We start from the raw sequence: 20480 nt of genomic DNA on the forward strand, positions 1-20480 counted from the left end.
TTACTTTACCTGTATAAGTCTACATTCTAGACCTGTCGTTTAACATTACATATCGTGTCGCTGTCTTTGAAACGAATTGAAGTCAGCAAAGGAAAGTGGACATGACTATGTCTGAAGCGGTTTCGACAGGGGCGTTGGTGTTGATTGGGGTAATCCTGGCGGTGCTCCTGATGCAGTACATGAAGTTGCGTGAGCTCTGGCAGCTGGCCCTGGCATGCCGTCACAATGCACGATGGGCACGGATTAGGGAGATGGAAAACCGTGAGCTGCGTTCGGCGCGGCGTGCCGACCAGGCGCACATCGCGCAGTTGCAGCGCAAGTTGGTGTTGTTGCAGAGCCTAGTCGCTGCAGAAAAAGGGTAGGGACCTTATCAACAGGCTTGGATGAGTCAAAGGATCATATTTTCAATTCTATGGTAGGGGGTGATGGCATTTTGCCTTGCCATAGGGTATTTCTTAGTCTCCCGCAACATTTCAGCCAAGGATGCATATGGACAACGTTGAGATCAATCGAGTCAAGACTGAAGCTTCTCGCCAGGTTAAAAACATTCTGGATCAGCTTGAGAATGACTATCCAGGGATTACGGAAGGGCTTGCAGCGGCACTGGGCTCGTCAGCGGGTGCTGCAGGTTCACTGGGTGCCTTGTATTTGCTTGGATATACAGGCCTTTCTGCGGCAGGCATCAGCTCCGGCCTTGCTACTGCAGGTGCCTTGGTGGGCGGTGGGATGGTAGCGGGTATCGGTGTGTTGGCAGCCCCCATTGCCCTGCTGGGTGTGGGTGGTTATGCGCTGATGAAAAAACGTAAAAACGCGAAGCTTGCGGCGTCTTTGGGCGAGGCTATCGCGAAGCTCTATAACATTCAGGAGCGCTTGCTGAGTAACGCCGAGACATTCAAGGCTGAAATTGCCATGATCAAGCAAACCATCGAAATGCTTACTCGGAAGAAACCGTCGTGAGTAATGAGCTTTATCAGGATGAATTGAGCGCTCTTGCCTTGTTGAATCAGCGCTCGCAGGCGATTGAAACGTCACATGCAGAGATTGCCACCGATATACAGCTCCTCCAGGCACAATTGTTGGCACTTGCCGGTACGTTGGATACCACGACTGATAGTTTGAACACTGTCGTGACCGAAATACCCCTCACTGTTATAGCTTCCAGTGAGCCGGTCACACTGGATGATATCTATGCGCAAGCGCGTCAGAACCATCCGGATGCCAGGCTCAAGGACGTTCTGGACGAAAGCGATTTTGATGCTATCGACGCAAGACTCACCGCTCGCTTAGGCGCATTCAATGCGAAGTACAACCTCGATGAGTGGGACTATGCGATAGCGGGTTGCAGCGGGTTATTAGCGGGAGTGCTCGATCTGCTTTTTGTGCGGCCTCCGCCTAAACCTGGAACGAAATGGGATACGCCGGTAGACGGTACCTTCAACAAATGGGTACAAGACACTTTGAACGCTTGGCTACCTCCAGAGCTTTCCAAAAAGTTAGGTGAGAAATACAAGATCGGCGCTCCGGACAGCTCTGTCTGGACTGATCTTATTGGTGCCCCGGATAAGGTCCTCAACCCGATCAACCATCGACTTCGTTCGTTGGCTCATGACCCCGTTCTCGGTTTTTTCTACGGGGTGTATGACATGATTCATGGAACTTGCACCGTGGTGGTCAACGGCGAGGTACGCCAGATCCCGAGCACGAAGGGGCCGATTGAGGGAGGCCTGTTCCAGCTGCTGGGAAGAATGTTTGGCCATCTGCTTTCCGATGTAAATGCCCCTTCAGCCAAGGGGAACCGAGGGATGGGCTTACCGGCCCCCTTCATGGGGCTGCTGCGGATGTTCGAGAACGTGAACATCAACGGCGAATCCTTCGGCAAGCAGATCGAGTGGATGTACGTGAAAGGCTACGATTTCAGACAGTTCCTTGTGACGAGCATCCCGGCTGCGATCATGGAAGTCATCATGAGGGTGTTCTACGTAGTCAAACAGGTTGCGGTCAACGGGGCCACTATTGCAGATGCATTATTGGACACGCTGCCCGGAAGAATGAACCCGCGCTTTCGCATCATGTTAGCGCTTGCCTACGGTGCCAGCAGCGCGGTGAATGCCGGGCGGATGTACGCCACGCAAAATCTTTTAAACCTGAACTATGCGGCGTGGATGGGGCTTTTCTGGAATGGCGCTCACGCTATCAAATGGACCTTGTATGGTCGGCATATGAAGTTCTGGAGTGAAGTCGAGCTTGCGGAGATTGATGAGTTGCTGGATTACACGCAAAAGCTGAATGGTTTGGCTGAGCGTGCCGCCAAGCTCTAGGGCGACGGGTATCCCAAGGACGGCGCTTCTATCAAACAAAAGTAACCACAGTTCTTACCAAAGAAAAACAGGTGCGCGGGGTCAATGGCGGCGAAGTGTTCGCTCTTTTATACGATGTAGTCACAGCAAGCTGTGCCGACAGGTACTAATGCCGATGTCATTTGGACACTCTCTCATTCGGGAGCAAAGCTGCACACCAGTGCAGACTAAGACCTCTTTCCCGCTAGTTGGGAACCATAGCAAAGCAATCGGCGGCTGACCTATCCGGATCAGTCACCGAATCCACATAACGCACTGTTCGGCGGATAATTTGTGCGGTTTCATCCGCGAACACCGGCGCAGCCGGTGCCATGTACCGCGTTGGATTATTCGCGAGTAAAACCGCAGGGTAATGAGCGAACCCGTCTGTGAACTGGGTGCTCTGCAGCTGCGCTGGCTGAAGTGAGATGGCTAGCGCATCATGCCCAGCTCCGCATCATCCAGCAGCGCCTTGCCCAAAGCGCAAAGGTAATGCGCGGCCCAGATCAGTTTTGGCTTGTCTTCCATCAAACCGTCGATGGTCAGGTCCCGCGCATAGCCCATCAGTTCCGAAGCTTGCTCGCGGGCGTTCTGGCAGGGAATGCCGGATTCGATGCGGAACAGTGGGTGAGTCTGGTTTTCACCTTGGTAGAAGATGGTTTTACCGACTGTGCATTTGGTGTCTTCGATGTCCATTGATCGATCTCCCTGGTAGTGATTCAGTGCACGGCTTGCGGGCCCGCTGGCTTGTGTATGTGTGCCAGCGCTGACTCTAGAAGTTTGCGCAGAGCTTCAAGCTCTTGCGTTGACGCCATGATCAACAATGACGCAGGCGATCGCGGCTGCATCAGCATTGCCTGCCGGGCTACGGCTTCGGCACAGAGTGCGTAGTCCGAGGCCAACATGATGGTGTCTTCCAAGGAAAGGGGAAGGTGGGGTGGATCGGGGACTATTTTCAGCATTTTTGGTCCTCAGTGGAGCGACCAGCGCTTGCTGTCAAACAAGTGGTGGCAGCCGTGTGTGGGTTGACAGACCGGTGAAGACCAAACCGGCGCACACGAGGTGCCCCACACACAGCCGCCATAGGCAAAACCGTGTGCTTGGTCGTCATCAGCCTGTCAAAGCTGGTCGTTGATGTACAACGACCCGACGAGACTAAAACTCTGAAAAAACGACCGCAACGGAAAACAGGCGCTGGGAGTATCTTTGGGAAACGTCCTACGCGGAAGGGGTTAAATCTGATTTTCCGGGCTCGCTCAACTCAAAAAACCAGGCACAAAAAAAGACGCCCGAGGGCGTCTTCTTCTTTGGAATTTGGTGGAGCCGGGGGGATTAAATATTTGTATCTAAGTTACTGTTTTAAAATGCATTTTTGTTTGTATTCTGCGTAAGTGCCCCCATAAGTGCCCCCGCGCACATATTTTCGATGAACGGCTATTTGAGGAGTTGAACTGGCGTCCTGAATTATCGTTCTGCGACAAGGCGGAGCTAGCCAGTCACCGGCGGGCATTAGATGGTGTCGGTCGTGCACAGCATGGTATCGGTTATCTGGCGACCAGGGTTTGATCCTAGCCCAGGCCGGGGCGCTGGGTAGCTCGGGCCACGCAATTGGGTTTTTTCCGCGGTCGCGCACCATGGGCTCATCTAGGACGTCTGAGCTGAGGTGCGGTATGAAACACTCGATGGTTACCTGTCAAAACTGTGGCAAAGCGATGGTTCCGAGAGCGACATATAGCCGTGGCTTCTGGGGCTATTCGCCTTCGTCGAATCACTGTCCCTTTTGCCTGAGTGAGAATTGGCATGGCGGAAATCCGGGGTTAGGGACTCGGCTATTTGCGTTAATTGGCCTGGCTCTAGGTGTTCTGGCCTGTGTGTTGATGGGAGCGTTTCTGTTCAAAGTGCAGTGGTGGCTGGGCGTTGAAGGACAATGGCCTCTATTGAGCCTAACCACATGCGCAGTGTCAGTTATCGCGGGGTATCGATTTTACAACTGGTTTGTAGATTTCTGACTAAGCTTTGTACGAAAAGTATTGCCGCATGCAACGTAGGCTGCAGGCCAAGGTGACCATGGCTGCAAAGCTCTTGGCCAGCTTGTCATAGCGAGTGCCGATCCTGCGATTTTCTTTCAGCCAGCCAAACATCCGCTCAATGATGTTCCGTTGCCGGTATTTGGGCCGGTCAAACAGTCGGGGCAAGCCAGGTCGAGGTTTGCGCGGCATAGCGCGCAATGGGATTACCGGCTGCATTCGGTAACGGTCGCAGTACTGGCGCAGGTGCTCGGCATCGTATCCCTTGTCAGCCAGCAACCACCGGCTACGTTTACGCGGTCGTCCTGGCTTGCCAGCAATTCTTACAGCATCCAGCAGCGGCTGAGCGTGGGAGACATCACTGGCTTGTCCTGGTGAAAGCCTGAAATGCAATGGCACGCCATTGGCATCGCACACCATGTGAATCTTGGTGGTCAGACCGCCTCGACTGCGCCCGAAGGCATGGTCTAACGGTTCTTCAGGCCCCCCTTTTTCCCGGCGCCTGAAGAGGCTCGGGTTGCTCGTACTGCGGTGGAGTCGATCATCCAGGTGTCCAAGTCGATCAGTCCTTCCCGGTTCAGCCGAATATGCAGACGCTCCAGTACTCGCTCGAATGTGCCGTCGTCGCGCCAGTCACGAAAACGCTGATACACCGTTGACCAAGGCCCAAAGCGTTCAGGCAGGTCGCGCCAGGGAGCGCCCGAGCACAGGATCCACAGAATTCCGTGGAGAACCTGACGATCCTCGTTGCGAGGACGGCCCATTTTCTGTTCTGGAGAAACCAAATCCTTGATCAGCTCCCATGACGCATCAGAAAGTTCGTAACGCCTTGCCATACGGGCCTCCAACCGGTCATGGCGGCAATTTTAGCCACAACGACTTTTCGTACAAAACCTAATTCGCACTGGCAGGGGGACTTCAACCGAAGTCACCAGTGTCAGATAATGGTTGCAGCTGAGAACCATGGCTTAGCGTACAAACATCTCAGTGCTCTGTGATTTCCCTTTATTTCGCATGACCCGTTACTCACGCCTTATGGCATAATGCCATTATTGCTCATGGAGACTCATCTTGCGCTCGAACCTGCCTGTCACAACCGTTGAACAAATATTTCCAGTCCAGCAGCGATTGATCTCTGCTACGGATACGAATGGGAATATTTCCTATGTGAATGATGAGTTTATGAGAATAAGTGGCTATTCTCGTGAAGAGTTGTTGGGCAGTCCGCACAATTTGGTTCGTCATCTCGACATGCCTCCAGCTGTTTTCGGGCTGATGTGGGGCTATCTGAAGGCTGGCAAAAGCTGGATGGGTATCATCAAGAATCGCTGCAAGAATGGTGACTTCTATTGGGTCAGTGCGTATGTGACACCTATTTTCGAAGATGGCCGCTTAACAGGCTACGAGTCCGTTAGAGTCAAGCCGACTCGGGAGCAAATTGATCGCGGACAAAAGCTGTATGACCGGTTGCGTGCAGGTAAAAATTCCATTCCCCAAAATCGTCATTATGCGGCATTCATGAGGAGGATGGTCTTACCTGCAACTGCGGCTGCGTTGGCAATAGGTGCGGCTAGCGTGCTGCCAAGCCTGGCAGCACAAGCGGTAACTGCCGTGCTCTTTCTCGTTACAGGATGGTGGTCCTATACGCGGCTGGAACATCAGTTGAGTCATATCATGAAATGCGCCCCTGACGCTTTTTCAGATCCGATTAGCGCCATCACTTACAGCGATACGTATGGCCCTTCAGCGCAGTTGGAAATGATATTGATTAGTGAGGATGCACGCCTTAAAACCGCACTGACTCGGCTAAGCGATCTGGCCAGCCAAGTGGCTGAAGCCGCTGCGCATTCCTCCTTACTCTCGAACCAAACTGAAAATGCCTTGCTGGAGCAGCGAGCGGAAACGGACATGACGGCAGCCGCCATGACGGAGATGGCGGCCTCAATCAACGAAGTGGCAGGGCATGTTCAAAAAACCGCCATGGAAGCGCAAGCAGCAAATGAACTGGCTGAACAAGGTGATAAAGTCGCCGGTACTTCCCGTGAGGCCATTCAGTTGCTGGCCAGTACCGTCACGAATATCAGCACTGCTGTGGATTACCTTGCCAATGAAACCCAGCAAATTATGGCTGCTGCGGGGGTGATTCAAGCCATTGCTGATCAAACCAACCTACTCGCTCTCAACGCTGCAATTGAAGCGGCTAGGGCTGGTGAGCAGGGTCGTGGTTTTGCGGTAGTAGCTGATGAAGTCCGGGCCTTGGCCGCTAAAACCCGCGTATCGACTCAACAAATTCAAAGCGTCATTGAAACCCTTAAAAAAGGCGCAGATGAGGCTGTGAGCATTGCCAAACTCGGTATTCGCGAGGCCGACCACGGTGTACAGCAAGTTATAGAGGCGCAGTGTGCTCTCCAAGGCATTCGCGATGCTGTTGAACGGATCAGTGGTATGAGCCAGCAAATGGCAGCCGCTTCAGAAGAGCAGGCTAGTGTCGCTGAAGATATTGCTCGGCAGATTAATAACGTAGCGGGAACGGTTGAGAGAACAGCGAAGAATGCTAACTCCGCCGTGATTCGTGGCCGCGAACTTGAAAGTACATCCCGTGGTTTAAGCTCGTTGGTTGAACGGTTCAACAGGTAGTGACCTTATGACTATTTTGGTGAATTAGGTTTATATATGAGTGCAAGATACCGTGCAGCGGTGGATGCGGCAGCTATTTTCTCGGAAACCGATAAATCCGGAATAATCACCTATGTCAATGAACAGTTCTGTGATATTTCTGGCTATAGCGCACAGGAGTTGATTGGGCAAAACCACCGCATACTAAACTCAGGGCAGCATCCCCCTGAGTTCTTTATTGATATGTGGAAAAAAGTTTCACGTGGGCAGGTATGGAAAGGTGAAATTTGCAACCGTAAAAAGGATGGCAGCCTGTATTGGGTAGAGAGCACCATTGTACCCATGTACGATGATGCCAGCCAGCGGGTGCAGAAATACGTTTCCATTCGTTTCGATGTGACCGAAAAGCGGAAGTTTCTGGAAACCTTGCAATGGCAGGCTGAGCACGACGAGCTGACGGGTCTTCCAAATCGTTTTTTGCTGTCCAAAGCGCTTGATCAGGCTATTGTCAAAGCAAAGAGCCAGCCCAGCACGGTTGCCGTGGGCGTGCTTGATCTCGATGGGTTTAAGCAGATTAACGACCGCTATGGCCACGAGATAGGTGATCGTCTGTTAGTGGCGGTGGCTGATCGCCTGAAACATAGTATGCGTATCGAAGATACCGTAGCCCGTTTGGGAGGCGATGAGTTCGTGCTGATTTTGGGTGTGCTGGATCCCAAGGTGTTGGAAAGCGCCCTGCAGAGGCTTTTAGCTGCCCTTTCCGCCGTCTACATCATCGATGGCATAGGCATTAATATTTCCGCCAGTATCGGTGTGACGCTCTATCCAAACGATAATGAGAATGCCGATACACTGCTACGTCATGCCGATCAGGCTATGTATAAGGCCAAACAAAGTGGCCGTTACTGTTTCCATTTGTTTGATGTATCAAAAGATAAGATGGATAAATCAGCTTTTGATACCGTAATACGGGTTCGCCAAGCGTTACATGATGGTGAGTTATGCTTGCATTATCAACCAAAAATAAGTTTGAGCAGTGGGGCAGTGATTGGTTTTGAAGCACTATTGCGTTGGCAGCATCCGCAAGATGGACTTATATTACCGCAGTATTTTATACCGTTGATTGAGCAGAGCGATCTGATCGTGGAGATCGGCGAGTGGGTCATAGATCAGGCGCTCAGTCAAATAGAACAATGGGCGGACTTGGGTCATTCGTGGTCTGTGAGTGTAAACATTGCAGCAATACATTTCAAAAAAGAAAACTTTGTAAAGTCCCTAAAGTTTTTGCTGGACAGCCACCCTAATGTTTTGCCGCAGATGTTGGATATTGAGATTACCGAATCAGTGGTGATAGAACACTTATCACATGTCACTCAGTGCCTCATTGCTTGCCAGGATCTGGGTGTGACATTTTCGTTGGACGACTTTGGAACCGGGTATTCATCGCTGAGCTACCTTAAACAACTGCCCACGCAGTCAATCAAGATAGACAAATCTTTTATACGCGACATACTCATCGATAAAGACAGCTTGGGGCTGACTAAGGCGATCATCGGCCTAGCGAAATCGTTTAACCGCGAGGTTATTGCTGAAGGGGTGGAAACGGTTGAGCACGAAGTGTTGCTGATGAACCTAGGTTGTGATGTAGCGCAAGGCTATGGTATTGCGAAACCCATGCCGGTAGAAAAAGTGCCATCTTGGGTGGCGAAGTTTGTCCCTGCTCATTTATCTAGAGGGGGTAATAGATAAACCGCACCGTCCACGAACTGATTGCGTCGTCGCAACCTAGTGGATTGAGCGGTTAATTCATTTATCCACCGGTAACGATATACTGTGCGTCCAATGCCATGGATTGGTTATGCGCATGCCTCGACCGACTTTCCCCATTTGCTCGAAATATATTTTTTATGATACACTATCCCAGCTGTTTTTTCTGGAACAATGAAATAATTAATATTATCATAAACAACAAATCGATAATAATAAAGGGGATCATATATGTCGGATCAAGAGTTAATACTAGAGCAACTCCGTAACGTGAATTATGATAAGTTAAGCAAACAAGATATCGTAACAATGCTAGATGCAGGGGAACAGACTCTAGAAAATATGGCAGCATCAAGAAAAACTGCCATTGATATAATAGCAGAGGCAATGAACCAAACAAAGAATACGCTTGAGGCACTTGATTATTCTGGAAAGGTAGAAGCTGAAATCAGGAAAAATCTCAGCATACTGAGAGAGCTACTGATGACTGGCGATCTATAGCCCCCTAGACTGGGCGAATTAGATTATGGGCTTTGTTGCATGAGGGGCCTGCAGTTGACAGCGCACCTCCTCCTGGATCAGAAGTGTCAGGCTCTGTGGCATCCCCGGCAGCAAACAGTTCCCAGAAAGCAATTCCGAGCCAGGCAGAGCCAGCTATTACGCCAGCAGTGATAGGTGTTGAGATGCCCGTCATTTCCGGCTGGTACACGTTCTGCCCTACCGCGGCTGACCAAGGTAGCCCAAAACTTCTGGATCTCCTTTATGACGTGCGAGCGAATGCCGGCAAAGTGGCCTTCTTCGACATACAGGTGGACATCGACTGCGTGTTGGGTAGGCAGCCGGACTATGATGCTGCGTTCAGTAGGCTCGAGGACGCGGACGAGGTAATTCACCTCTTGCGCGTGTCCCTAGTAATGGACGGCGATCCTGTCACGCCCCGGCAATGGATTAGCGGCAAGCGCGATCCCTCCGTTCTGCGTACCATGTATAGCGACAATGGTTCCGCGATAGCGATACACAATGGGAACGACAGTCGTAATCCCCTGTCACGTTTCCAGCCCCATGTTGAGGGAAGCAACGACATCCTCTTCGGGCCCTATGCGATAAAGGAAAGCTCCGACGACGATGCCATCACGTTCGATCTGAACGCTTCGTTTCTTGACAGTGCCGCTCTGCAGCAGGCGACCATTATCGCGGAAGAACTCCGTGCTACCCGTGCGCTGCCTACGACTTTGCATTCGCCAGTCGGGAAAGGCGGGTCATAACCGTTTTTGTTTTGCGCAACTGCCATTCTGCTTGTGGTTGGGAATGTTTGCGAACCAACACCGCAATGTTCGAAGCGCGAGCGGTAAAGATCCGGCTTGGGGCGGAAGCCGTCGATCAGAAGGATCAGCTCTTGGCCATTGCCTGCTTATCGTCACTTTGGCATTCGTTGATTCTGTTCAATCTCGAGCCAGGGCATCCGTCGTCGTCTGTTGTGCATCCTTTGCACGTAATGTTGCTGTACGTCTGCAATGTCGTCATCTGCCGCCCATCTAACGCGCGGCAGAGCGGCAGCGGTGCATTGCCAACTCCGCTTCCGTAAATTTCTGACGGTAAAATCGCCTGAAAGCGAATTTTTGATACCGGATGAGATGCCACCATTTGGGCTCTAGAAGCAGTTGGAGCCTTGGCCATGAGCAAAGAACCGCAAGCGATAGTCGCCTTGCTGGATCAGCAATATGAGCAGTTGTTGGTGGACGCGAGACGCCTGGTAACAAGCTATGTGGATGCGTCCATGAAGCTGTACAAAAAGACTGGGGCCAGATCTGTTGTAGCTGCCGTGTCAATCAAGCAAACGAGCCCGAATGCGTACTCGATCTACTGGTGCAAACTGGTGCCACTGCATGGGCAAAAAAACAAATTCGCGCCCCTTACTATTGCCAAGGGCAATGGCAAACACAAATACCCGGCTTCCTCGTTCGAGTTTGTTAAATACCCTTACCGCCGCCTGGTTTTGCAGGTTGAGGAGCGTCTTGCTGAGATTCGTAGCATTGCCAGCGAGAATCGTCAGCTGCGTCGGACGTTGGTCGCTTATGAAAAGAAACTGTCTAGATACCAAGCGCTTGATCATGGCGGTCTCTATTCGGGAGAGTAGAGGCTGAGTGCCTATAAGCAGTGCCGAACGGATCTGAACCGATTTTAGCGTCCGAAAGCCCCGTGCAGCATGGTCTGACGGGGCTTTCTTGTATCAGCAGTGAATTCCTGTGCGACATGTTGCAGCGCTTGAGTAGGTTACGGGCTATAAGCAGTGTAGTGCGCTAAATCTACTCGCTGCCAGCCAGCAGGCCAGTGCATGCGGGGTTCACAGGCTATATTTGCTATTAGCAGTGATGCGTACGTCTAAGGCTGCTGGCCAACTGCGATCTGTATTAGCAGTGAGAGGCTTCACTTTCATAAAATAAACATTGGTAGGTGCCGGTCTAGCTGGTACCTGTGTCGCGCAGCGGATGGCGGCGGTGATGCGCTACCCTTCACTGCATCGCTGCTGTTCGAATGCAATGCGGTTCATTACGCAGATGGGGATGGGGTAGCCCTGGATGTGGGTCGTGAGAGCCTCGCTGCCGGCGATCACCATGATGCAGGAGAGGCCTCTGCGGAAGCGCATTCCTCGTCCCGAGTAATTGCGCGGGATGATCTCCCATGATTCGTCGTCGTAGTAAAAACCAACGATTTCTGACCAGTGCGATTGGACGCCCGCGCCCATGATGCCTACTGGTGTCAGGCAGAAAATTTCTACCTGGGTTTCCTGCCCAAGAGGTACGGCGTAAACCCGACCGTTTGGTGCAATGGGTGGGAAGTACTGCCCGTTACCGAGGTGGCGAAATTCCATGGTGGTGCTCCGGATAGATGAGGTCGCTAGACACTCTCCGGTAGTTTTAGGAAAACCCAAGATCAGATGGTGCCTGCGAGTCGGCGCACGGGTTATGGCGTACCGGGCAAGCTAATTCGCCACATCGAGAAGCGAGCATGCCGTTGATCTAAGCGCTTCGGCGCTCCGGTCATTTTCGCATTGACGCGGCAACTGACTACCCAGCCAAGGTCATCGCTGATCTCATGGACTTGGGTGGCAAATATTGCGTATCGCAGTAGTGATGCCTTGCAGGTGGATTCGGGTACTCACAAGATCTCCGGCGGTCATGGCTTTTCTAAGCTCGGAAACGGTGTGCTGGGCGCGGCTTGGCACGTAATCCCAAGTTGCGACGGTATGAGGTAGGCCCGCCTCAGTGACCTGAACCTTTTCGCGTAGGGTGTAGTGATTGGATCGGCCGGATTTTGTTTTCGTGATGAGGCCGGCCGTTTCGAGAACCCCCAATGCCCGTTTGACCTGTGCCAGGCTGACGCCAGACTGCTCAGAGATCCGCTCGATGCCCGGATGCGCCATGCCGGAGTAGTAATTGGCGTGTGCCTTAATGACTGCATAAACCGTAAACGCGTAGGGCCCAATTCGGGCAACATCGCCTTGATCAATCATTGCCCTGAAAACATGGAACCACTGGGTCTGCGCGCGCAGTGGGGCTGATACATTAGTCATTGTTATGTCCCCCGCGGAGCTGTACGCGCGGTCGACTCAGGATCCAGGCAGATATCTCCGTGCTGAGCCAGCCAACCGATCTGCTGCTGCCTAGATCATATGGAGCAGGGAATTTTCCTGCGGCTATGTCGCGATAGATCGTGGATCTTTTTTTCCCGACAACGAGCTCAACCTCGGGCAGACGAAGGAAGCGCGGCTCCTCCGGGCTGGGGGCAATAGTTTGTGCTGACATTTGATTGGTGCTCAGGCGGTGGCGTTGCAGCAGCCCTCAAGTGCTGCAATACGCATATGTGTTGGGAGTGGCGCTCGGACTTTCCTACTGCAAAGCAGAGGCGTTTGTCGGGCCTCGTGTTACGGGCCTCCGAGGTTCATTGCCGGCGGCAGCTGTGCTCATGACAGCTGAAGCTGTGTCTTTGGCGTGGGGGAGAGGAAAGACCCAGCTGGTACGGGATAGAGGCCCGTACGTTTTTTAAGCAGCCTTGATGCTGACGAGCAGGCGAAAAAGGCCTTGCGAGATGCTGGCGATACCCCGATGAGGTAGCCAGAAAGTCCATTTGCTAACAACAGATGGACTTCGGATTCTTAACGCCGTAACCGGGGCAGCGTGACGATCCCATTGCGTCCTATGAACGCCCTAGAGATGCATGATTTTTACCAACCGGGAGTCTGTATTGCAAGCCCAAGCAGTGAGCTCAAGCCTTGATTGCATCTAGGTAATCTGACCAGCGCTGCATCATATCGCGGCGCTCAGGCAGAAATGATGTTCGGTCGTATGCGCGCCCCAGTGGATTTTTTACCGTGTGTGCAAGCTGATGCTCCAAGAGATCGGGGCGAAACCCCAACACCTCAGCACCTATGGTTCTCGCGGTCGCACGAAAGCCGTGCCCAGTCATTTCGTCGCCGCTGATGTCCATGCGGCGTAACGCGCTGAGTACGGCATTGTTGGACATCGGTCGGTCGCCTCCTCGTGCCGAGGGGAAGGCGTACCGATGTCTGCCGGTGAGTGGTTTCAGCTCGCGTAGAACCGCGATTGCTTGCTGGCTTAGGGGAACCAAGTGATCCGGGCGATCCTGTTTGGTGGCAGTGAGCCCTTTCATCTTGTGGCCGGGAATCAGCCATTCGCCAGCATCCAGATTGACCTCCGACCACTCCATGTGGCGCAGGTCTCCGGGTCGGCAGAACAGCAACGGAGCCAGTTTTAACGCACAACAAAGCCGGGGCAGGACGAGGCTGGCTACTACTGGCCTGGAGTGCTCGATCACTTTTTTGAGGTGGCGTTTGAGTGGGCCGAGCATTTGAAGCAGAAGTTCAATGGCAAGGCATGGTCGGGGTACCAACCCCAGGTGATTAGGCTGATACCTGTGCCAAAGCCAGAAGGGCGCGATGATGCCTTGGAGGTCGTTTCTCTGATCGTCTATCCGGCTCCCGAGAATCAGAACTGCTGCATTGTGTACAAGGATGTCCGGGGCGGGTTTCTTCGTGAGTTCGACAGCGAGGCTGACCTGGATGTGTGGAACCGCTATGAGTTTGGCTTGCTAACCGAGTAGGTGACGGGGCTTCAGGTTATTTCTTACTGCTCCTGCAGATCCTCTGAACGAATATGAGGAGCCCCGTTCATGAGGATCATTCGCCTGAAAGAAGTCATCGATTCGACTGGTCTTGCCCGATCGACCATCTACAAACACATCTCGGAAGGTACCTTCCCGAAGCCGGTCTCGTTGGGCGACCGCTGTGTCGGCTGGGTCGATAGCGAGGTGCATGACTGGATCCTGGCAAGGATCGAGGAGCGGGACCTGGCAGAGGGGGCTGCGGTGCGCCCCACCGGCCACCTGAGTATGGCTAGCTAGAACTATCACCTACGCCATGACCGGCTAAGGCTGGTCATGGCGTTTATGCCGCTTGGAAAGTCCAGCGCTCTCAGCTAACTCTCCCAGGATGCGATTGGGTGAATCTCTCGGCAGGCTCGGTAATGTTGCTCCCCATTGCCAGGCCAACCTGGGGTGATCGCTGAGTCTTGGAGCGGGATCTAGTTATATAGTTCTAGGCTATCACCGTGTCAATACTCGATAGGCTGAGTTTTTAGTAACCACACCGGCACTATCACCCTGCCTCCGGGTTAGGTCATCGGTTAATAAATACACATCCCGTACCTGGTATGCGAAACCACTCACCAGGTACAGAGCCATGACCAAACAAAACGCCAACACCCTCCAATCCCAGTCCGATATCGCAATTCGAATTGAGCGCCTCATCAACGCCATCCAGCGTACAGATAGCCAGGCCTGCCGAATCTCATATTCAAAGCATGGAGATGAACAGGTCAGAGAAACCATGCTTTCAAAATACTTCGATGGGATCGTGCAGATGGTCGCGCTGCTCGACGGAGATGTGGCGTATCAGTACAGCTGGCACTTGAGCCTTCTTCAGGAAGCCTGCCAGGCCATTGGGATTGAGCGCAGCCCCTTTGGCATCACCTGCTTGAACGAGGGTGAAACGCGCTATCTGAGCACCAGTGAGACGCTGAACGAGCTGACCAAGTGCATCCGTACACTCCTTGCCCAAAAGAGATTCAAGCGTAGGGAGCACGATCAGCGCTACCAGGCGATTCAGCAAGAGGTCGAAGTCGATCGCTACGTTGATGCCATGTTTGATCGCTACGCCCGGATCTGCGTGATCAGGGTTGATCTGTATTACCGTGCAGAGGTCCAGGCGAGGTTGCGTGTGGAGCGCGTATTCGACGATCTGAATCGGCTGATAGCTGAGCGTGAACGCAACCTAATTTTCGACCATGAAATTGGCTACATTTGCAGCGTCGAGCAAGGCGAGGACCGGGGCTATCACATCCATGCAGCGTTCTTCTTTAACGGTGCTGAAGTGAGTGCCGATATCTACAGGGCTCAGCGGATCGGTGAGCTATGGGAGCGTATTACCCGTGGTCAGGGCTACTTCCACAACTGCAACCTCGAAAAAGATAAATACCAAGACAGGCTGGGGCTTGGCCTGATCCACAGGCGGGACCTGAATGGGCGGGCTAACGTGCTTTGCGCCATGCGTTACCTGGTCAAGAATGATCAACATCTGCGGCTCAAACCGGTAGGAGCTCGTTGCTTGCGCAAGGGGCAGGCAAGGAAGGTTTCCGGGATTCCTAATCGATCCATTCCCCTGCGAGGTGCCGAACAAACATGTCGATGAGCCCAGCCTGCCGGCCGATCACCCGTTCAGCGAAACCAACCTGAACCCTGGCCTAAATGGTCGCGACATGCGCAAGGTGTCCGACACAGATGCTGGGACAGTGGCTGCACTCGCTTTGAAACGGTCATTGGAGACGATTCGCGCTGAGGCAAGTACTGTCGGCCGCATTCGGCCGCTACTGGATGCTACGGTCGGGAAGCTAGCTGAGCGTGCATCTGATGCAGAACTGGTTCGGCTGACCAAGGCTACCAACGGCTGGCGCTTCGACCGCAAGGCCGGCAGCGCCGAAATCCACGCCCGGCGCATCGGCCGTAACGAGCTGGCTGCATTGCAGTCGGTCCTAGCCTATCACGACGCGCAGATGGACTACGCCTCGAAGGACCGCAACAGCAACGGCGCGCTGGAATATGCCCAGCAGATCTTCAGCACGCCCGGCAAGCATGACGGCCTGTTCTGGGAGGACGAAGAGGGCGGCGAGATCAGCCCGCTGGGGCCGCTGTTCGGCAAGGATGTGGTGGGCGATGCCTGGTACGGCTACCACTTCCGCATCCTTGATGGCCAAGGCTCGTCGGCCCCGGGCGGCGCCTACAGCTACCTGATCGGCAACCAGATGAGCCGCGGCTTCGCCCTGGTCGCCTGGCCGGCGAAATACAACGATAGCGGTGTCATGAGCTTCATGATCAGCCACGACGACCAGGTGTTCGAGAAGGATCTGGGGCCACAGGGCGACAAGATTGCCAAGGCCATGAAACGCTTCGATCCGGATGACAGCTGGAAGAGGTGGATGTCAGCGCCAGCGAATGACGGCCGGCGCGCACCGCCGACGGCAGGCTGCGTGGAAACTATCCAGTGCTGTTCCGCGTTGGTGCGCGCCCGCATCAAAACAGGTCTTAACGCACAGGTTTAATTCATCAATTCGGCAAAATAGTGTGCAAGGTGAACAGGTAAAGTTGTGCCGATTGCCCGCAAATTTCCTGTTTTTCGCGCTTGGCAAAAGCGGCCCGCATATTGCTCCCCTAGTCGCAACGACAACCCGGAGCACCGTGCCATGAGCTCACCTACCGAATTCCCGCTTTGCGAAGCCCCGCCATCCTCGCGCAAAGGGCTGCTGCCCATTGCCATGGTGTTGTTCAGCTTTACCTTCTTCACCGGCACCATGTTCGCCGGTGGCAAGCTGGGCATGGCCTTCAACTTCGTCGACATGCTGTGGGTCGCCGCCATCGGCAACACGCTGCTGGCGTTGTACGCGGCGGCCTTGGCCTTCATCGCCTCGCGCAGCGGCTTGAACAGCGTGCTGATGGGGCGCTTCTGTTTCGGCGAGGCGGGCAGCCGGCTTTCCGACTTCATCCTGGGCTTCGCCGAACTTGGCTGGTACGCCTGGGGCACCGCGACCGTGGCGATCGTGCTGGTCAAGTTGCTGGGCCTGGCGGGTGGTTTCACCGTGCCGCTGATGGTGCTGTTCGGCCTGGGTTTCAGCATTACCGCGATCATCGGCTTCAAGGGCCTGGACCTGCTGTCGCGGGTGTCGGTGCCGCTGATGTTCGCGCTGCTGCTGGTTTCGATGTATATCGCCACCGCCGATGCCCGGGGGCTTTGCCGGCCTGGCGGCGGTGGTGCCGCATGAAACCATGACCTTCTCGGCAGCGGTGACCATGGTCTTCGGCACCTTCGCCAGCGGTGCCACCCAGGCCACCAACTGGACCCGGTTGTCGAGCAGCGGGCGGGTGGCGGTGGTGGCCAGCATCGTCGCCTTCCTGCTCGGCAACGGCCTGATGGTGGTGGCCGGGGCCTGGTGCGCGATGGTCTACCAGCAGGCCGACATCGTCGAAGTGATGATGCTGCAAGGCCTGTCGTTCGCGGCGGTGGTGATGCTCTGCCTGAACCTCTGGACCATCCAGGGACCGACCATCTACAACGTCTCGGCAGCGGCCTGCCACTTGCTGCGCAGCGAGCGTCGACGCATCGCCACGCTGGTCGCGGCAGCGGTGGGCATCGTGCTGGCGATTGGCGGGATGTATGAAATGCTGATCCCGTTCCTGGTGCTGCTGGGCTCGATCATTCCGCCAGTGGGTGGGGTGATCATGGCCGACTTCTGGTACCGCCACCGCGGCAAGTACCCGGCGCTGGCCTCGGTGCAGCTGCCGCGCTACAACTTCTTGGGCCTCGGGTCCTATGCGCTGGGTGCGGTGCTGGCCTACGCCTCGCCGTGGGTCGCGCCGCTGGTGGGCATTGGCGCCTCGGCCCTGTGCTACATCGTCATGCTTGAACTGAGCGGCCGGCGCCGGGCGCTGGGCCAGGCGGGTGTCGAACCGTGAGCCTGGCGCTGGACGAAATCCTGCACCTGCCCGGCCTGCAGGACATGACCGTCCGGGCCGGCGCGCGCAACCTGCAGCGGCGGGTGCGCTGGCCGTATGTGGCCGAGAACGAAGGCATTGCCGAGTGGGTGATGGGCGGCGAGCTGGTGTTCGTCACCGGCATCAACCACCCACGCGGCGAGGCCAACCTGCTGAGCCTGGTGGAAGATGGCGACGCCGTGGGCATTGCCGGCATGGTGATCCTCACCGGCGGCACGTTCATCCACGGCATTCCGCCTGTAGTGATCGAGCGCGCCGAGCAACTGGGGCTGCCGCTGATCGAGCAGCCGTATGCGCTGAAAATGGTGGTCGTCACTCACCTGATCGGTACGGCCCTGGTGCAGATGACCCAGGTGCGGCGCTCGCGCAATGACATCCTCGGCCAGTTGCTGACCGGCGACTACCCGAGCCTGGCCATCGCTCGGCAGCGGGCCGCGCACCTTGAGCTGGCGCTGGACGAGCCACGGCGCCTGGTGACACTGCGGCTGTCTGGCGTCGATGGATTGTTCGAGCGCCATGGGCTGGCCCAGGGCGAGCGCGTGTGGCAGGGCATTCGCCAGGCGCTGGAAGATCAGCTTGAGGCCTGGTGTCGTGGCAGGCCGGGGACTGTGACCGCGCAATTGCCGGGTGACCTGTTCGTGTTGTTACTGGCCGATGCCCACGGCCTGCACGCCACCCTGGCCGCGCTGCACCGGCAGTTGGCGGGCGTGGTCGGTGAACTGGGCCTGTTCATGGGCCTGTCGCGCCTGGCCGAGGATTGCGCCCACTACCGCCAGGCGCTCAATGAAGCGCGCCAGGCCTTGGAAGTGGCGCAGAACCTGCGCCCGGCCACCGGTTTCTGCGACTTCAGCGAGTTGGGCGTGCTGCGCCTGCTGCAAGGCATCGTCGATCGCTCGCTGATCGACGACTTCGTCGCCGAAACCCTTGGCCCACTGATCGCGCCCGGCCGCAAGCACCCCCATGTGCTGGTGCATACCCTCGACGCCCTGCTCAAGGAAAACGGCAATGGCCTGAAGGCCGCCCAGCGTCTGGGCCTGCACCGCAACACCATCAACCAACGTATTCAACGTATCGAACAACTGAGTGGGCAGTCACTCGACGACCCGCTATTTCGTATGAACGCTTCGGTCGCCATGCTGGTATGGCGCATGAGCGAAGCCCAATGCAAGGAGTAACAGCATGAACATCATCAACGCCCGTCTGCGTGGCAAGTCGGGCCTGTTTCGTATCGAACTGAACGGCGACCGTATCGCCGCCATCGAGCCCCAGGCCGATGTGGCGGTGCTGGCCAACCCCGACGACCTGGACGCCCAACAGAACCTGGTGGTGGCGCCCTTCGTCGAGCCGCACATTCACCTGGACGCCACCCTCACCGCCGGCGAGCCGAAGTGGAACATGAGCGGCACCTTGTTCGAAGGCATCGAACGCTGGGCCGAGCGCAAGGAAATCACCACCCACGACGACATCAAGCAGCGCTCGAAGAAGACCATCGACATGCTGGTGGACCATGGCATTCAGCACGTGCGAACCCATGTGGATGTGACCGACCCCAAGCTCACCGCGCTCAAGGCCATGGTCGAGGTGCGCGAGGAAGTACGCCACCTGGTTGACCTGCAAATCGTCGCCTTCCCCCAGGAGGGCATCGAGTCGTTCGCCAATGGCCGGGCCCTGATGACCGAAGCGGTGGCCATGGGCGCCGATGTGGTCGGTGGCATTCCGCATTTCGAGAACACTCGCGATCAGGGTGTGTCGTCGGTGAAGTTCCTGATGGAGCTGGCTGAGCGCACCGGTTGCCTGGTGGACGTGCACTGTGACGAAACCGACGACCCACAGTCGCGCTTCCTCGAGGTGCTGGCCGAAGAGGCCCGGGTACGTGGCATGGGCGCTCGGGTCACGGCGAGCCACACCACGGCCATGGGCTCTTATGACAACGCTTACTGCTACAAGCTGTTCCGCCTGCTGAAAATGTCGGGCATCAACTTCATCTCGTGCCCGACCGAGAGCATTCACCTGCAAGGGCGCTTCGACACTTACCCCAAGCGCCGCGGGCTGACCCGCGTGGCCGAGATCGACCGCGCCGGGATGAACGTGTGCTTCGGCCAGGACTCCATCGTCGACCCGTGGTACCCGCTGGGCAACGGCAACATCCTGCGCATTCTCGAAGCCGGGCTGCACATCTGCCACATGCTCGGCTACGAAGACCTGCAACGCAGCCTGGATCTGATCACCGACAACAGTGCCCGCACCCTCAACCTTGGGGAGCGTTATGGCATCGAGGTCGGGCGGCCGGCCAACTTGCTGCTGCTGTCGGCGCCGGATGATTACGAGATGGTCCGCAGCCAGGGCCACGCACTGGTTTCGGTGCGCAACGGCAAGGTGTTGATGCGCCGCACGTCGGCGCAGGTCGAACGCTTTGCCTGACGCCACCCTCTAGCAACGGCATTCATCATGCCCCGCCGGCTTTGGCCGGGCGGGGTGCTTTGCCATGGGCGCAGGATAATTACTGATGCCAAATTCGGTATCAATGGCTAACGAAATACGAATTATCAGAATCAAAGCCGCCCCTTAGACTCGAGTCCATGGCAACCCAGCCAGGTTGCCCGGACAGTTCTGA

General features: G+C 55.4%; 21 protein-coding genes and 2 pseudogenes. 16 read left to right on the top strand and 7 right to left on the bottom strand.

Annotated features, from left to right (window positions below; genetic code table 11):
- Positions 1–101 precede the first annotated feature (101 nt).
- The 3 genes from WM94_RS18030 to WM94_RS18040 all read left to right on the top strand — a co-directional run bounded on the left by WM94_RS18030 (position 102) and on the right by WM94_RS18040 (position 2318).
- Positions 102–362 (top strand): hypothetical protein, encoded by a 261-nt coding sequence (locus WM94_RS18030; RefSeq protein ID WP_054573616.1) that lies wholly within the window; start codon positions 102–104, stop codon positions 360–362.
- Between the two features lie 127 nt (positions 363–489).
- Positions 490–957, top strand: a complete 468-nt coding sequence (locus WM94_RS18035; protein ID WP_054573617.1) for a hypothetical protein — start codon at positions 490–492, stop codon at positions 955–957.
- Positions 954–2318 carry a hypothetical protein gene (locus tag WM94_RS18040; RefSeq protein ID WP_061551849.1) on the top strand — a complete coding sequence of 455 codons (1365 nt, stop codon included), beginning with the start codon at positions 954–956 and terminating at the stop codon, positions 2316–2318. The genes WM94_RS18035 and WM94_RS18040 overlap by 4 nt, the downstream gene beginning before the upstream one ends.
- 450 nt (positions 2319–2768) lie before the next feature.
- On the opposite strand, the gene WM94_RS18045 is transcribed toward WM94_RS18040, so the two are convergent.
- From WM94_RS18045 to WM94_RS29315, 3 genes are all read right to left on the bottom strand, one after another.
- Entirely contained in the window at positions 2769–3032 is a 264-nt protein-coding gene (locus WM94_RS18045) for a DUF3077 domain-containing protein (protein WP_054573619.1), read from the bottom strand.
- A gap of 23 nt (positions 3033–3055) precedes the next feature.
- Positions 3056–3298 (bottom strand): hypothetical protein, encoded by a 243-nt coding sequence (locus WM94_RS30820; RefSeq protein ID WP_054573620.1) that lies wholly within the window; start codon positions 3296–3298, stop codon positions 3056–3058.
- A 1047-nt stretch (positions 3299–4345) separates the two neighbouring features.
- Positions 4346–5199, bottom strand: a protein-coding gene (locus WM94_RS29315) for an IS5 family transposase (protein ID WP_156485984.1) whose coding sequence is annotated in 2 segments (ribosomal slippage) — positions 4346–4843 and positions 4846–5199 — 852 coding nt in all. Because the reading frame shifts where the segments join, the coding sequence is not laid out codon by codon here.
- Positions 5200–5545: 346 nt separating this feature from the next.
- Here WM94_RS29315 and WM94_RS31160 point away from each other — a divergent pair.
- From WM94_RS31160 to mobI, 6 genes and pseudogenes are all read left to right on the top strand, one after another.
- A pseudogene (locus WM94_RS31160) lies at positions 5546–5713 on the top strand (PAS domain-containing protein); the annotation flags it as partial.
- Between the two features lie 177 nt (positions 5714–5890).
- Positions 5891–7000 (top strand): methyl-accepting chemotaxis protein, encoded by a 1110-nt coding sequence (locus WM94_RS18065; RefSeq protein ID WP_371264028.1) that lies wholly within the window; start codon positions 5891–5893, stop codon positions 6998–7000.
- A 36-nt stretch (positions 7001–7036) separates the two neighbouring features.
- Positions 7037–8728 carry a bifunctional diguanylate cyclase/phosphodiesterase gene (locus WM94_RS18070; RefSeq protein WP_061551852.1) on the top strand — a complete coding sequence of 564 codons (1692 nt, stop codon included), beginning with the start codon at positions 7037–7039 and terminating at the stop codon, positions 8726–8728.
- A 249-nt stretch (positions 8729–8977) separates the two neighbouring features.
- Positions 8978–9247 (top strand): hypothetical protein, encoded by a 270-nt coding sequence (locus WM94_RS18075; RefSeq protein WP_003253606.1) that lies wholly within the window; start codon positions 8978–8980, stop codon positions 9245–9247.
- Positions 9248–9429: 182 nt separating this feature from the next.
- Positions 9430–10011, top strand: a complete 582-nt coding sequence (locus WM94_RS18080; protein WP_061551853.1) for a hypothetical protein — start codon at positions 9430–9432, stop codon at positions 10009–10011.
- Between the two features lie 410 nt (positions 10012–10421).
- Complete coding sequence (mobI, locus tag WM94_RS18085) at positions 10422–10883, top strand: conjugative transfer protein MobI(A/C) (RefSeq protein ID WP_014754508.1); 462 nt, start codon at positions 10422–10424, stop codon at positions 10881–10883.
- A 369-nt stretch (positions 10884–11252) separates the two neighbouring features.
- Here mobI and WM94_RS18090 read toward each other — a convergent pair whose 3' ends face one another.
- The 4 genes from WM94_RS18090 to WM94_RS18100 form a co-directional block, all read right to left on the bottom strand.
- Positions 11253–11618, bottom strand: coding sequence for a hypothetical protein (locus tag WM94_RS18090; protein WP_017735521.1), 366 nt, complete (start codon positions 11616–11618; stop codon positions 11253–11255).
- A gap of 222 nt (positions 11619–11840) precedes the next feature.
- Positions 11841–12320 (bottom strand): helix-turn-helix domain-containing protein, encoded by a 480-nt coding sequence (locus tag WM94_RS18095; protein ID WP_256207026.1) that lies wholly within the window; start codon positions 12318–12320, stop codon positions 11841–11843.
- Positions 12313–12552 carry an AlpA family transcriptional regulator gene (locus tag WM94_RS29320; RefSeq protein WP_082810596.1) on the bottom strand — a complete coding sequence of 80 codons (240 nt, stop codon included), beginning with the start codon at positions 12550–12552 and terminating at the stop codon, positions 12313–12315. The genes WM94_RS18095 and WM94_RS29320 overlap by 8 nt, the downstream gene beginning before the upstream one ends.
- 460 nt (positions 12553–13012) lie before the next feature.
- The gene (locus WM94_RS18100) at positions 13013–13615 is read right to left on the bottom strand and encodes a site-specific integrase (RefSeq protein ID WP_256207027.1); all 603 of its coding nucleotides are present in this window, start codon (positions 13613–13615) and stop codon (positions 13013–13015) included.
- On the opposite strand from WM94_RS18100, the gene WM94_RS18105 reads away from it, so the two are divergent.
- The 7 genes and pseudogenes from WM94_RS18105 to codA all read left to right on the top strand — a co-directional run bounded on the left by WM94_RS18105 (position 13571) and on the right by codA (position 20287).
- Entirely contained in the window at positions 13571–13867 is a 297-nt protein-coding gene (locus WM94_RS18105) for a hypothetical protein (RefSeq protein WP_177342411.1), read from the top strand. The two genes, WM94_RS18100 and WM94_RS18105, sit on opposite strands and share 45 nt — an antisense overlap.
- A gap of 69 nt (positions 13868–13936) precedes the next feature.
- The gene (locus WM94_RS18110; protein WP_009683504.1) at positions 13937–14167 is read left to right on the top strand and encodes an AlpA family transcriptional regulator; all 231 of its coding nucleotides are present in this window, start codon (positions 13937–13939) and stop codon (positions 14165–14167) included.
- A gap of 337 nt (positions 14168–14504) precedes the next feature.
- Positions 14505–15512 carry an inovirus-type Gp2 protein gene (locus WM94_RS18115; RefSeq protein ID WP_009683505.1) on the top strand — a complete coding sequence of 336 codons (1008 nt, stop codon included), beginning with the start codon at positions 14505–14507 and terminating at the stop codon, positions 15510–15512.
- Positions 15513–15579: 67 nt separating this feature from the next.
- Entirely contained in the window at positions 15580–16419 is an 840-nt protein-coding gene (locus WM94_RS18120) for a DUF2950 family protein (protein ID WP_079279884.1), read from the top strand.
- 141 nt (positions 16420–16560) lie between these two features.
- Positions 16561–17827: pseudogene (gene codB / locus WM94_RS18125) on the top strand (cytosine permease).
- Entirely contained in the window at positions 17824–19041 is a 1218-nt protein-coding gene (locus WM94_RS18130; protein ID WP_023101489.1) for a PucR family transcriptional regulator, read from the top strand. Before codB ends, WM94_RS18130 begins: the two are co-directional and overlap by 4 nt.
- 4 nt (positions 19042–19045) lie before the next feature.
- Positions 19046–20287 carry a cytosine deaminase gene (gene codA, locus WM94_RS18135; RefSeq protein ID WP_023101488.1) on the top strand — a complete coding sequence of 414 codons (1242 nt, stop codon included), beginning with the start codon at positions 19046–19048 and terminating at the stop codon, positions 20285–20287.
- Positions 20288–20480: the final 193 nt, after the last annotated feature.

The organism is Pseudomonas sp. ABFPK (assembly GCF_001586765.1).
GTDB lineage: Bacteria > Pseudomonadota > Gammaproteobacteria > Pseudomonadales > Pseudomonadaceae > Aquipseudomonas > Aquipseudomonas asiatica.